This window comes from Kitasatospora sp. NPDC022785, assembly GCF_055561295.1.
Genome location: NZ_JBVHHB010000017.1, coordinates 178,237 through 191,198, shown reverse-complemented (window position 1 = coordinate 191,198; position 12,962 = coordinate 178,237). Strand labels below are relative to the sequence as shown.

10 protein-coding genes are annotated in these 12,962 nt (G+C 75.1%); 4 read left to right on the top strand and 6 right to left on the bottom strand.

The features are described from left to right. Window positions 1-288: 288 nt before the first annotated feature. A complete protein-coding gene (locus ACZ3YO_RS25150; RefSeq protein ID WP_465573209.1) occupies window positions 289-1,215 on the top strand; it encodes a DUF2797 domain-containing protein in 927 nt (308 codons plus the stop codon). Window positions 1,216-1,240: 25 nt separating this feature from the next. Here the strand turns inward: ACZ3YO_RS25150 and ACZ3YO_RS25145 are convergent, their stop codons facing one another. From ACZ3YO_RS25145 to ACZ3YO_RS25130, 4 genes are all read right to left on the bottom strand, one after another. Then, the gene (locus tag ACZ3YO_RS25145; RefSeq protein ID WP_465573206.1) at window positions 1,241-1,540 is read right to left on the bottom strand and encodes a hypothetical protein; all 300 of its coding nucleotides are present in this window, start codon (window positions 1,538-1,540) and stop codon (window positions 1,241-1,243) included. Between the two features lie 356 nt (window positions 1,541-1,896). Beyond that, window positions 1,897-2,634 (bottom strand): succinate dehydrogenase/fumarate reductase iron-sulfur subunit, encoded by a 738-nt coding sequence (locus tag ACZ3YO_RS25140; RefSeq protein ID WP_465573204.1) that lies wholly within the window; start codon window positions 2,632-2,634, stop codon window positions 1,897-1,899. Next, window positions 2,631-4,586, bottom strand: a complete 1,956-nt coding sequence (locus ACZ3YO_RS25135) for a fumarate reductase/succinate dehydrogenase flavoprotein subunit (RefSeq protein ID WP_465553557.1) — start codon at window positions 4,584-4,586, stop codon at window positions 2,631-2,633. Before ACZ3YO_RS25135 ends, ACZ3YO_RS25140 begins: the two co-directional genes overlap by 4 nt. After that, entirely contained in the window at window positions 4,583-5,287 is a 705-nt protein-coding gene (locus tag ACZ3YO_RS25130; RefSeq protein WP_331741096.1) for a succinate dehydrogenase cytochrome b subunit, read from the bottom strand. Before ACZ3YO_RS25130 ends, ACZ3YO_RS25135 begins: the two co-directional genes overlap by 4 nt. A gap of 83 nt (window positions 5,288-5,370) precedes the next feature. Here ACZ3YO_RS25130 and ACZ3YO_RS25125 point away from each other — a divergent pair, with 83 nt between their 5' ends. The 3 genes from ACZ3YO_RS25125 (at window position 5,371) to ACZ3YO_RS25115 (ending at window position 9,598) form a co-directional block, all read left to right on the top strand. Then, window positions 5,371-6,297, top strand: coding sequence for a LysR family transcriptional regulator (locus tag ACZ3YO_RS25125; protein ID WP_331741097.1), 927 nt, complete (start codon window positions 5,371-5,373; stop codon window positions 6,295-6,297). 369 nt (window positions 6,298-6,666) lie between these two features. Continuing rightward, entirely contained in the window at window positions 6,667-8,568 is a 1,902-nt protein-coding gene (locus tag ACZ3YO_RS25120) for a protein kinase domain-containing protein (RefSeq protein ID WP_465573198.1), read from the top strand. A gap of 61 nt (window positions 8,569-8,629) precedes the next feature. Beyond that, entirely contained in the window at window positions 8,630-9,598 is a 969-nt protein-coding gene (locus ACZ3YO_RS25115) for a hypothetical protein (RefSeq protein ID WP_465573196.1), read from the top strand. Window positions 9,599-9,765: 167 nt separating this feature from the next. Here the strand turns inward: ACZ3YO_RS25115 and ACZ3YO_RS25110 are convergent, their stop codons facing one another. Together ACZ3YO_RS25110 and ACZ3YO_RS25105 are read right to left on the bottom strand one after the other, a co-directional pair. Continuing rightward, window positions 9,766-10,035: a TetR-like C-terminal domain-containing protein gene (locus ACZ3YO_RS25110; RefSeq protein WP_465573193.1), complete on the bottom strand. Its 270-nt coding sequence runs from the start codon at window positions 10,033-10,035 to the stop codon at window positions 9,766-9,768. Window positions 10,036-10,236: 201 nt separating this feature from the next. Further along, window positions 10,237-12,702 (bottom strand): helicase-associated domain-containing protein, encoded by a 2,466-nt coding sequence (locus tag ACZ3YO_RS25105; protein ID WP_465573190.1) that lies wholly within the window; start codon window positions 12,700-12,702, stop codon window positions 10,237-10,239. Between the last annotated feature and the right edge of the window lie 260 nt (window positions 12,703-12,962).

Genomic DNA, 12,962 nt, shown 5'->3' with positions numbered 1-12,962 from the left:
GGGGGGGGTGGGGGGGGGTTCCCGGGGGGCTTTTTACCGGGGGGCCCGGGGGGGGGGGGGGGCCCCCCCGGGGGGCCCCCCCCCCCCCGGGGGGGGGGGGGGGGCCCCGCCCCCGCCCCCCCGCCCGCACGCCTTCACCACCTCCACCCGGCCCGTCTGTCCGAGGCGGCCGGTAACCTCGCTGGTCCGGGCGCAAGGTGCACCGGACGGGAACCGCGGCCGGCCGGAGGCCGCGTGGGACGGCAGGGCGCTCACGACGGGAACGGCGGGCACGAGGGAGGGGCGGGCGTGAACGCACCGCGGCAGACGGGCGGCGGGTGGATCTCCACCGGCCTGCACTGGCAGGACGGGCGGCCGGTGCTGAGCGCGGTCAACGGCCGCCGGGTGCACGAGCGCGCCGTCGTCCCGGGCACGTCGGTCGGCTGGCTGCTGGCCGGGCCGCGCCGGTGCACCGGCGCCTGGCTGGCCGGGGCCACCGAGCGGACGCCCTGCCCGCACCACGCCGTCATCGAACCGGACGGCGGTGCCGTCCAGTGCCCCGCCTGCCAGAGCGTGGACCGCGGGCTGGCCCTCGCCCGCGACCAGATCCTCGACGACGGCCGCACCTACCGGCTCTACCTCGCCTGGTTCGGCGAGGGCCTGCTCAAGGTCGGCCTGACCGCCGAGCAGCGCGGCACCAGCCGGCTGCTCGAGCAGGGCGCCCTCGCCTGGACGTTCGCCGCCCGGGGCCCGCTGCCCGCCGTCCGCCGGGCCGAACTCACCGTCGCCGCCTCCGGCCTGGCCCGCGAGCGGTTCACCGGCAAGGCGAAGGCGGAGCACTGGTGGCGGCACGGCGACACCGCGCAGCGGCGGGAGATCCTCGCCGGCGCCCGCACCCGGGCCCACCACCTGCTCGACGGGCACGCGGTGGAGCTGCTGGCCGACCACCCCGTCACCGACCACGTGGACCTCTACGGCCTGGCCGACGGCGCCCCCGCCGCATACGGGCAGATCGACGCCCTGGCCCCCGGCGCGGTCGTCGCCGGGACGCTGCGGCCGCCGATCGGCCGCTACCTGCTGCTCGACCAGCCCGGCGACGCCGAACCGCTGCTGCTCGACACCCGCCTGCTCACCGGCTGGACACTCACCCCGGCACCCGGCCGCCCGGCATCGGGCCTGACCGTACGGCCCCGGGTCCGCCCGCAGGCGGCGGACACCCAGGAGGCGCTGTTCTGAGCACGCCGCCCTCCTGCCCGCGGGCTCACACCAGCCTGCTGCGCACCCCGCCCGGACCGGACCGGGCCCGGCGCGAGAACGGCGGTCGCGACGGCCGGACGTCGCGCGCGGGGGGCGTCTCGGCGGCCGCCCGCCCGGCGAGCGCGGCCCGGGCGGCCGCCAGCGCCACCCGCGCGAGCAGCGGGTCCTCGCGGACGCCCGCCGCCCGCTTCTCCGCCTGGCAGGGCGTGCACCAGAGGGGGGAGGCGGGCCCGTCCGGGTACGCCATCTCCTCGGGCGGCAGGTAGTGGCTGCCGCACTCGACGCACTCGAAGAGCATCCTCATCCGACGATCACCGTCCCGGATCCGTGGCACCGACCGCATGGCGACCAGAAGGTGTTGAGCTTCGGCACCATGCTCCCTTCCTCGTCCAGTTCGACCGTGGCCTCGGTCTTCTGGGTCCCCCCGGACCCGCCACACCCGGTACAGGCCTGAACCTCGGGCATATGACCCTCCTCGGCGCGGGGACCACCGTAGCGCGAAATCCCTGGGCGGAGCACCGCTCCCGGCGAACCACCACTCCTCCGGGGAGCGCGTAGCCCGACCGCACGCCCCACCCGCCCCATGTGCCCCGGCGGGAGGGCCGGATCCGGCACATGCGTAGGGCCCCTCCGGGCGGGAGGGGCCCTACGGTCACGCGGTCAGCCCGCCGCGCTGCGGAGGAACTCGAGGTTCATCGCGGCGATGCTGGGCAGTGGGATGCCCTTGGGGCAGGCGGTGGCGCACTCACCGGTGTTGGTGCAGCCGCCGAAGCCCTCGGCGTCCATCGCGGCGACCATGTTCCGCACCCGGGACTTGCGCTCCGGCGCGCCCTGGGGGAGCACGTTGAGGTGGACCACCTTGGCGGAGGTGAAGAGCATCGCCGACCCGTTCGGGCAGGCCGCCACGCAGGCGCCGCAGCCGATGCACTCGGCGTGCTCGAAGGCCGTGTCGGCGGCCTCCTTGGGCACCGGGGTGGCGTGCGCGTCGGGGGCGCTGCCGGTGGGGGCGGTGATGTAGCCGCCGGAGCCGATGATCCGGTCGAACGCGGAGCGGTCCACCACCAGGTCCTTGACCACCGGGAAGGCCGAGGCCCGCCACGGCTCGATGTCGATGGTGTCGCCGTCCTTGAAATGCCGCATGTGCAGCTGGCAGGTGGTGGTCCGCTCCGGGCCGTGCGCCTGGCCGTTGATGACCATGCCGCAGGCGCCGCAGATGCCCTCCCGGCAGTCGTGGTCGAAGGCCACCGGTGTGTCGCCGCGGGTGATTAGCTCCTCGTTGAGGGTGTCCAGCATCTCCAGGAAGGACATGTCCGGGCTGATCCCGCTGACCTTGTAGGTGGTCATCGAGCCGGCCGCGTCCGGGCCCGCCTGGCGCCAGATGCGCAGGGTGAGGTTCATGCGTAGCTCCGCTGGGTGGGGTGGACGTGTTCGAAGTCGAGGTGTTCGCGGTGCAGCACGGGGGCGGTGCCGGTGCCGGTGAACTCCCAGGCGGCGGCGTAGCCGAACTCCTCGTCGCGCCGGGCGGCCTCGCCGTCCTCGGTCTGGCTCTCGGTGCGGAAGTGGCCGCCGCAGGACTCGGCGCGGTGCAGGGCGTCCAGGCACATCAGCTCGGCCAGCTCGAAGTAGTCGACCAGCCGGTTGGCCTTCTCCAGCGACTGGTTGAGCTCGGTGCCCGTGCCCGGCACCTTGATCCGGCGCCAGAACTCCTCGCGCAGCTGCGGGATCCGCTCCAGGGCCTGCCGCAGGCCGGCCGCGTCACGGGCCATCCCGCATTTGTCCCAAAGGAGTTCGCCCAGTTCGCGGTGGAAGGAGTCGGGAGTCCGGTCGCCGTCGACGGCGAGGATCAGGTTCAGCCGGTCCGTCACCTCGGCCTCCACCTCGGTGACGGCGTGGTGGTCGGCCGGGACGGCGGGCAGCGGGTGGCGGGCCAGGTAGTCGTTGAGGGTCGGCGGGAGGACGAAGTAGCCGTCCGCGAGGCCCTGCATGAGGGCGCTGGCGCCGAGCCGGTTGGCGCCGTGGTCGGAGAAGTTGGCCTCGCCGATCGCGAACAGGCCCGGCACGGAGGTCTGCAGGTCGTAGTCGACCCAGAGCCCGCCCATCGTGTAGTGGATCGCCGGGTAGATCCGCATCGGCACCCGGTACGGGTCCTCGGCGGTGATCCGCTCGTACATCTCGAACAGGTTGCCGTACTTGGCCTCGACGGCGTCCCGGCCGAGCCGGCGGATGGCGTCGGCGAAGTCCAGGTAGACCCCCTGGCCGCCGGGGCCGACGCCGCGGCCCTCGTCGCACACGTTCTTGGCGGCCCGGGAGGCGATGTCGCGCGGCACCAGGTTGCCGAAGGAGGGGTAGATCCGCTCCAGGTAGTAGTCCCGCTCGGCCTCGGGGATCTCGCCCGGCGGCCGGGTGTCGCCCTTGGCCTTCGGCACCCAGATCCGGCCGTCGTTGCGCAGCGACTCGCTCATCAGGGTGAGCTTGGACTGGTGGTCCCCGGAGCGCGGGATACAGGTCGGGTGGATCTGGGTGAAGCACGGGTTGGCGAAGTGGGCGCCGCGCCGGTGGGCCCGCCAGATGGCGGTGGCGTTGGAGTTCTTGGCGTTGGTGGAGAGGTAGAAGACGTTGCCGTACCCGCCGGTGGCGAGCACCACCGCGTCGGCGGTGTAGGTGGAGATCTCGCCGGTCACCAGGTCACGGGCGACGATGCCGCGGGCCCGGCCGTCGACCACCAGCAGGTCGAGCATCTCGGTGCGCGGGTGCATCTCCACGTTCCCGGCGGCGATCTGGCGCTCCAGCGCCTGGTAGGCGCCGAGCAGCAGCTGCTGGCCGGTCTGGCCGCGGGCGTAGAAGGTACGGGAGACCTGGACGCCGCCGAAGGAGCGGGTGTCGAGCAGGCCGCCGTACTCGCGGGCGAAGGGGACGCCCTGGGCCACGCACTGGTCGATGATCTCCACCGAGACCTGGGCCAGGCGGTGCACGTTGGACTCGCGGGCGCGGAAGTCGCCGCCCTTGACGGTGTCGTAGAAGAGCCGGCGGATCGAGTCGCCGTCGTTGCGGTAGTTCTTGGCCGCGTTGATGCCGCCCTGCGCGGCGATCGAGTGGGCTCGCCGGGGGGAGTCCTGGAAGCAGAACTGCACGACGTGGTAGCCCTGTTCGGCGAGCGTCGCACCGGCGGCGCCCCCGGCCAGGCCGGTGCCGACCACGATGACGGTGTGCTTGCGCCGGTTGGCCGGGTTGACCAGCTTGGCGTCGAACCGCCGCTGGTCCCACCGCTGTTCGATCGGCCCGGCGGGGGCCTTGGTGTCGGCGACGGGCTCGCCGACCCGGTAGTCGCTGTACGACGCCTGCGTGCTCAACTCACCACTCCGGTCATCACGGCCACGGGGACGGACAGGAAGCCCACGGTCAGCACCAGCGCCAGGCCGTTGGCGGTCAGCTTCAACGCCTTGTCCCGGCGGGCGTTGTTGGCGCCGAGGGTCTGCGCGGCGCTCCAGAACCCGTGCCGGATGTGCAGGCCGACGGCGAGCATCGCGACGATGTAGATCACGCCGCTGTACCAGTGGGAGAAGGAGGCCACGATGTTCTGGTACGGATGGCCGTGCTCCGCGGCCGGGTTCACGGTGAGCGTGGTCAGGTCGAGGATGTGCCAGACGATGAAGAGCGCCAGGATCACCCCGCCCCAGCGCATCGTCCGGGTGGCGTAGGAGGCCCGCCTCCGCTGGTGGACGTACTTGCTGGGCCGGGCGGCGAGGTCGCGCCGGCTGAGCTGGTACGCGGCCACGCCGTGCAGCAGGACGGCGGCGAGCAGGCCGGCCCGGGCGATCCAGAGGAACCACTCGTAGCGCAGGAACGGCTCCCCGAGGGTGCGCAGCCAGTGCGCGTAGCCGTTGAGCTCGTCCGGGCCGAAGAAGATCTTGAGGTTGCCCAGCATGTGCGCGACCAGGTACAGCAGCATGACCAGTCCGCTGACGGCCATGACCGCCTTCTTGCCGACGGTCGACCGCCACAGGGTCACCAGGGTGGACGGATGCCGGGCCGTCCGAGTCGCGGTTGTCATGGCTGCAACGGTAGGGAGCGGGGGATGGTCCGTCCAAGACATGATGCGGCTTGTGACGATAGGCTTGACCTATTCTGAGAGCTGTGCAGCTTCAGCAGCTCCGCTACTTCCTCGCCGTCGCCGAGACCCGCCACTTCACCCGGGCGGCCGACGCGGCGCACGTCGCCCAGCCTTCGCTCTCCCAGCAGATCCGTGCGCTGGAGCGGGAGTTGGGCGCGGAACTGTTCCACCGCACCCGTGGCAACATCGCCCTCACCGACGCCGGTGAGGCACTGCTGCCGCTGGCCCGGCGCATCCTGGCCGACACCGAGAGCGCCCGGCTGGCCGTCCAGGAGACGGTGCAGCTGCGCCGCGGCCGGGTGCGGCTGGGGGCGCCGCCGAGCCTCTGCACCAGCCTGGTGCCGGACGTGCTGCGGGTCTTCCGGGACCGCTACCCGGGGGTGGCACTGGTGGTCCGGGAGGGCGGCTCGCGCGACCTGGTCCGGACGCTGGCGGAGGGGGAGCTGGACCTCGCGCTGATCATCACCCCGGCGAGCGGCGAGGCGGCCCCGGCGCTGGACGTCACCGAGCTGCTGCACGAGGAGCTGGTGCTGGTCGCCCGGTCCGCGCAGGGCCGGCGGCGCACCGTCCGGGTGACGGAGCTGCGCGGGCGGCCGCTGGTGATGTTCCGCGAGGGCTACGACCTGCGCGAGGCCACCCTGGCGGCCTGCCGGGCGGCCGGGTTCGAGCCGGAGTTCGCGGTGGAGGGCGGCGAGATGGACGCGGTGCTCGGCTTCGTCCGGGCCGGGCTCGGGCCGGCCGTGCTGCCGGGCATGGTGGCCGCCCGTTCGGGGCTGGCCGTCACCCCGTTCGCCGGGCCCGGGCTGGGGCGGACCATCGCGGTGGCGCACGGGCACGAGGTGCCGCTGACCCGGGCGGCGTCCGCGCTGCGCGAGAGCCTGCTCGCCCACCTGCGCGACGCGGCCAGGGCGGGCGAGCTGCCGCCGGGCACCCGGCTGCTGCTGTCGTGAGCGCGCCGCTGTGCGGAGCCCGCCGTTGCTCTCGTGAGCCTGGCCCTGTGGTGGGCCTGCCCGTGGCGAGCCTGCCCACCGTGGTGAGCCCGTTCCCGGTCCTGTGAGCCGTGCCCGCGGCGCCCCCGTGCCCGCCGGCCGAGGCATCGGCAGGGCCGTCGGACCGGGCTGCCCGACCGGGCCGTCGGACCGGGCCGCGCGGGCGAATGGTTGGCACGCTGTGCGAATCACCCGAATCGTGACCTCACGGAGGCGGCACCCCGGAACCCGCTGTTCACGGGCCGCGTCCCAGGCAGTGGTTGCGGTGCCGTAGGGTGCGTCGCCGCAGAGCGGAGCAGGCAGGCAGTCGGGCACGGGGAGAGTACGGCGATGGACGACGGGAAGCAGCAGGACGGCAGACCGGCCGGGGGCGGCACCGCCCCCGCGGGCGGCGAACCGGTGATCGAGGACGAGCGCCCCTGGGAGCTCCCCGACTACCTCCACGACCGGGAACTCGGCGCCGGTGCGAGCGGCCGGGTCGTGCTCGCCCGCCACCGGGAGACCGGCACCCCCGTCGCCATCAAGTACCTGCACGGCTCCGTCGGCACGCCCGCCCTCCGCGCGGAGGCGCAGGTCCTGGCGACCATCGACTCCCCGCACGTCACCCGGCTCTACGAGTACGTGGAGGGCGAGCGGGGCTCGGCCATCGTGATGGAGCTGGTGGACGGCATCGCGCTGCGCGACCTGCTCCGCGAGGAGGGCGCCACCACCCCGGAGGCCGCCCTAGTGGTGCTGAAGGGCTCCCTGCTGGGCCTGGCCGCCGCCCACGAAGCCGGGGTGGTCCACCGCGACTACAAGCCCGCCAACGTGCTGGTGGACACCTCCGGCATCTCCAAGCTGGTCGACTTCGGCATCGCGGTACCGGCCGGCGACGACCGCGACGTCTCCGGCACCCCCGCCTACATGCCGCCCGAGCAGTGGGCGGGCCGGCCCGCCTCGCCGGCCGGCGACGTCTACGCCGCCACCGTCACGTTCTTCGAGTGCCTCACCGGCGCCCGCCCGTACGGGGGCAGCACGATCGCCGAGCTCGCCGTCCAGCACACCGAGGCGCCGATCCCGGCCGAGCTGGCGCCCGATCCCGTCCGGCCGCTGATCCTGGCAGGCCTCGCCAAGGACCCGCAGGCCCGGCCCGGGAGCGCGGCCGCCCTGGTCGAGGAGCTGGAGGCCGTCGCGGCGGCCGGGTACGGCCGGGAGTGGGAGGAGAAGGGCCGCCTCGACCTGACGGCACTGGTCGCCCTGCTCGCCCTGCTGCTGCCCGGTTCCGGCGGGGCGGCGGGCGGCACCTCGCTGGCCCACACCGCGCTGGGCGGCGCCGACGCGTCGACCGGGCCGCAGGCCGCCGCGGGGGCCGACACCGCGCCGGCCGCCGTCGTCCGGGAGACGCTCGTCCGTCGCGGCGCTCGCCCGGGCAGCCGGGGCAAGGCGCTCGTCGGCGTCGTCGCCGGCACCCTGACCCTGGCCACGCTGGCCGGCATGGCGATGGCGGGCGCCGCCGACGGCGGTGCCCGTACGGTCGTGGGCGGCGCCGTCCCGGAGGCCACCACCACGCTCGGCGCGCCCGACCCGACCGGTGACGCGTCGCCCGCGCCGGGCGGTGCCACGGACACCCCGAGCGCCGGGCCGTCCACCCCGACGGCCTCGCCGTCGACGCCCTCCGGCAGCCCGAGCGGCTCTCCGGCGGCGAGCAGCTCGGCCACGGCCGCGCCGACCGGCAGGACGCCCACGGCCCCCGGCAAGCCGCCCGCCGGTGGCGGCCCCACCACCGGTCTGCCGCCGGCCCCGCCCGGCGGCGGCCCCGCGACGGTGGCGCCCTCGGCCCCGCCCGCCGGTCCCACCGCCACCACCGTGGTGCCGACCCTGACCATCGCCCCGGTCACGCCGACCCTGACCATCGCCCCGGCGACCATCACGGTCAGCTCGGTGAACCTGGACTCGCTGACCTGCAGCGGTCGGTGGAGCCTGACCGCGACGGTGACGGTGGTCGCCCAGGGCACGGGCACCGGCACGCTGACGCTGAACTGGTACCACACCTCGGGCGGACGGCCGGCCACCGTCGGGACGGACACGGTGGTGGTCCGCGACGGCCGCGCCACCGTCACCCGCCCGCACGACTTCGGCTCGGCCGACACCTTCCCGACCTGGGGCGTGAGCGTCGGCACCACGCCGGCGGCGGCCAAGCCGGGCAAGACGTCGGCCACGATGGCCGCCTACCTCTGCGACCCGCCGCGCTGAGCCCGGCGCCGTCACCGCCGGTCCCCGAACCACCCGCCTCGCCCCGCTCGTTGGAGAAGCCATGCCCACGCCCCGCCCCGACTCCGCCCCGGCCACGGGCGCGGCCGACGACCAGACCGTACGGCTCGGCGCGGGCCCGGAGGACGCCGAGGGGACCGTGCGGCTCGCTTCGGCGCCCGAGGGGCCCGAGGACGCCGTGCGGACGGTCCGGCTCGGGTCCGCGCCGGCGGCGGGCGAGCGGATCGTCAAGCCGGACGGGCGCGCCGGCGTACCGGCCGGCGGCGGGCCCGACTCCGAGGCCACCGCCCGGCTCGACGGCGACGACGCCGCGAGCGCGACCTTCCTCGACCCCCGGGTCTGGGGCGACGCCCCGGAAGCGGGGGAGACCACCACGCGCGTACAGACCCCGGCCTACGGCAGTACGGTGCCCGCCCCGCCCCTGACCCGGACCACGGAGGCAACCGGCCCGGCGGGGTCCGGTACCACGTCGTCACCCAGGCCGACGCCCGCTGACGGCTCGCCGGACGAACGGCCGCTCGCCCCGGGCGAGTTGCGGCGGTTCGGCCCCGGCGTCCCGCCGCAGGCCGCCGCGGTCTGGCACGGCGCCGCCGGGCCGGAGCCGCAGAAGCCGCGCCGCCCGCGTCGGGTGTGGCGGTGGCTGGTGCCGGCGGCGGTGCTGCTGGCCGTCCTGGCCTTCCTCTTCTGGCGCCTCACCATGCCCGCCCTGGCGGTCACCGGTGTCGGCGTGACCACCGACTCCGCGGGCCCCGGCTGTGGCGGTACCGCGGTGATCACGGCCGGGGTGGAGACCAACGGCGGGGCCGGCACCATCCGGTACCGCTGGCTGCGCAGTGACGGCACCACCTCGGGCGAGCTCTCCCAGGACGTCCGCGCCGGCGCGCACCGCACCGACCTGGTGCTGCGCTGGAGCTTCGAGGGCCAGGGCTCGCTCCAGGCCACCGCGACACTGGAGATCCTCTCGCCGGACACCCGGACCGCGGCCGCCTCGTTCGCCTACCGCTGTCCGTGAGAGAGCTCTCCTGTGCCCGGGCGGCGGCCTCGACGAGATTGCGGACGCGAGCCTGTTCTGAACGGTCGCCAGGCGGCTCCTGACGGTGCCGGGGCGAGGGTGCCGCGGATCATCGTCCGGGCCGTCGAGCGGTGGGTCCGGGCCCACAGGCCGTCGCCGTAGGTCGGTCAGGCGGGGGTGAGGCCGATCAGGGCGGCCAGGGTGCGGGCGTTGTGCTCGAACGCGGCCTCCGGGTCGAGGATCGTGCCGGCGAACTGGCCGGAGAGCTCGAAGCCGAGCCAGCCGAACAGCCCGGTCCAGGCGGTGAGGGCGCGGTAGACCACGGCGTCCGGCACCTCCGGCATCACCGTGCGGACCCGCTCGGCGTCCGGGCCGAGGGCCGGCGGGGGAACGGGGAGGTGTTCGGGGACGGCGAGGGCCGCCTGCGCGCCCAGCACCGGCAGTTCCTGAACGCGGTGAAGGCCGAGGCCGAGCGGTCCCGATGACCGCCGCCGGCGGCCTCGGCCCCTGCGCTCTCGAAGGTGACGAGGCAGGCGGCGCGGCGCTTCCCGCGGAACCGGTCCGACGGCTTGGCTCGGTACCCCCGCGCACCCCCGAGCACCGCCGCTTCCGCGCGGTGAGCTCGTTCGCGCTACGGGCTACGCGGGCATCACCCCGTGGATGCGGGAGATGGTGAACATCCGTTCGTCGTCCCTCAGGTGACACCAGGCATTGAGGTAGGGCGCATCGAGAGCGAGCCGGCTGAGGGTGCGGACGGTCTCGCTGCCCGAGGTGGCGACGTACTCGATCGTGACCGGCTGACCCTCGTTGACGGCATGGGCGAGCTGGCGGACGTCGGCGAAGGACAGGTTGCGCGCGTATCCGGCGATGATCTCCTCGGTGTCGCTGTCGTAGGGGCGCTCGTCGTACGGGTCCGGCTCCGGGATGTCCTGCGGGGCGGCGCGCAGTCGGGCGGCCAGGGCGCTGCGGCCGGCGGCCGTCAGGGTGCGCGCCGTGCGGGGGGCCGTCTGCGGCGGGCGGGACTTCCCGCCGGGAAGGCGCGGGGGCGGGACCGGGCCTGCCGCGCGATGACGCGGGGCCCGCTCGATACGGACGGACCCGTCGGGTGTCTCGGCGACGGGGGCGTAGCCGGCGGACCGCAGCGCCGCGAGTGTCTCGTCCGGTGGAGTCCGGCTGACCAGCACGGTCGGTGCCAGTTGCCGCAGGCCGAGCGGGGCGAGCCGGCGGTGGGCGGCCAGTTCGGCCAGCAGGGCGGGCTCCTCGCCGTGGATCACGCAGGCCGCGGAGACGATGCGCACGCGGCCGTGGCTGCGCGCGGTGTCGTGCAGCAGGTACGAGAGCGGTTGGGGAAGCGGCTCGACGGCGACGGCCGCGAGGTCGGCCGCCATGGCGTCGGGGGTGTGGCCCGCGTCGAGGGCACGGCGGACGCTTCCCGGGCTGAACCGCCACACGGACGCCGCACCGGCGCTCTCCCGGTCGGCGACGGAGTCCAGCAGCGTGCAGAGGGACGCCGACGGCGTGCCGGCGACGACGGCCGTGAGGTCGCTGCCGAAGCGGGCGGTCCCGGTGGCGGCGGGCAGCAGCAGCCGACAGACGGACGCCACGGCTTCGGCGTCATCGGCGAGCAGGGCGTCCCCGACCGGGGACAGGGCCCCGAGAGCGAGTACGCCGAGCAGTTCCGATTCGCGGATGAGGGTGGCGAACGGTGTGACGTCCTGGGGGAGTTCGTCGGCGAGCGGACGGTGCCACGCGATCAGCTCCCCCAGCTCCGCCGGATTCGTCGCGCCCTCGCCCACCGGAAGCCGCGTCGTGGCCGCGAGCAGACCGTGCCGGGCCTGTACACAGCCGGCGCACGGCGGTGGCCCGGCGAGGGCCGGCAGCGCCTTCCCGTCCTCGTCGCGGCTCCCGCCGGGGGTCAGCGGCAGTGTCCACCAGGCCCGGAGAAGCACGGCGAGCCGGTCGGCCGGTTCCTCCCCGGCCCAGGTGTCGTAGGCCTCCGTCGCCGCGACCCGGTCGCCGTCGCGGGCCAGCAGCCCGGCCGCGTTCGCCGTCTCCAACGCGAGGCGTACGACGATCTCGTCGCACTTCGCCGCCCTTCCGATCCGGGACAGCTCACGTGCGCCGATCCCGCCCCCCTTGAGCCGGGCCGGCGGAGACGCGGCGCACACGGCCAGGACGGCTGAGGCGTGGACGGCGAACGCCATCGCGGCGGCCGAGGCCTCCCGGTCGATCTCGGAGGCCGTGACGGGTGCCGACCGCAGGACGGGTGGGACGGCTGTGAACGGCGCGCGCCAGCCGAAGCCGCGCAGCGCCAGCGCCACCTCCGCGGGCATCCGGGCCGGCCCGTACCAGCGACGGTCCCGGACCAGCAGCCCCCGCTCAAGCGCCCATCGTTCACCCGGCTCGCCATCGTCCCGGGCAGTCCCGAACACGGTGAAGTCCGGACGCCCGGGAGCCTGAACCGCCCGCTGCTCAAGGAGTTTCCGGGTGGCCGCGGGGGCCTTGGCCACCAGCGAGGCGACCCGGTCAGGATCGCTGTGATGGCCGACCAGCGCGGCCAGCCGCTGCTGCTTGCGACCACCGGCCGGCTTGAGGCCCAGCGTCGTCACCATGCGGCCCAGTTCGTCGGAGCCGGCGGCCGCGAGCAGCCGTTCCAGCGGCGCGTCCAACTCCAGGGGCGAGTCCCAGGCGCGCCGCAGCGGTCCCGCCATGTGCAGCAGGCCGTCGCCGCCCGGCCACACCAGGGCGCGATCGGCCAGCGCCTCCAGTACCGCGTCCAGGCCGCGCGCGCGTTCCCCGTCCGTCGCGTCCAGGATGCCCGCCAGGACCGCCAGGGGCGTGGGCGTCAGAGCGGCCACGGCCTCCGCCACTTGCAGGTCCGGCAGCGTGAGTCCGGGCAGTGCCAGGGTCACCGACGCCGGGCGCTGAAGCCGGTCCGCCAGCTCGCCGACCGACCGCGGCTCGGGAGCCGCCGCGGCGTCCGGGCGCACCGCCAGGACCCGCTCCAACCGCGGTCCGCCGACACCGTGCAGCCAGGCGGCCAGGGTCGATTCGCTCGCCGTGCCGATGGGGAACACCTCACCGTGTAGCTGGAACATCGTCATGTGCCGGAGTCCTCCGGGAGCTCAAGCATGGCGTATCCGGCGGATCGCGCGCGTCACACGACCGAGGGAAGCGGTCGAGGTCGGTCCGTGGACGACCTCTGAACGATGTTGCGTGCGGTGAGAGCGAAACCGACCGCCTGCCCGCCCGGAGCGCAGCGCCGGGAACGGACCGGGCACGACGAAGGCCCCGACCGCTGGGAGGCCGGGGTCTCCGTTTGCCCTGGCGAGCGGCGGAGGATACGAGGTTCGAACGCGTGCGG

Coding starts and splice junctions, on each gene's coding strand:
- ACZ3YO_RS25105 (WP_465573190.1), bottom strand. CDS start 12,702: ATGACGATGTTCCAGCTACACGGTGAGGTGTTCCCCATCGGCACGGCG.
- ACZ3YO_RS25130 (WP_331741096.1), bottom strand. CDS start 5,287: ATGACAACCGCGACTCGGACGGCCCGGCATCCGTCCACCCTGGTGACC.
- ACZ3YO_RS25115 (WP_465573196.1), top strand. CDS start 8,630: ATGCCCACGCCCCGCCCCGACTCCGCCCCGGCCACGGGCGCGGCCGAC.
- ACZ3YO_RS25140 (WP_465573204.1), bottom strand. CDS start 2,634: ATGAACCTCACCCTGCGCATCTGGCGCCAGGCGGGCCCGGACGCGGCC.
- ACZ3YO_RS25145 (WP_465573206.1), bottom strand. CDS start 1,540: ATGAGGATGCTCTTCGAGTGCGTCGAGTGCGGCAGCCACTACCTGCCG.
- ACZ3YO_RS25120 (WP_465573198.1), top strand. CDS start 6,667: ATGGACGACGGGAAGCAGCAGGACGGCAGACCGGCCGGGGGCGGCACC.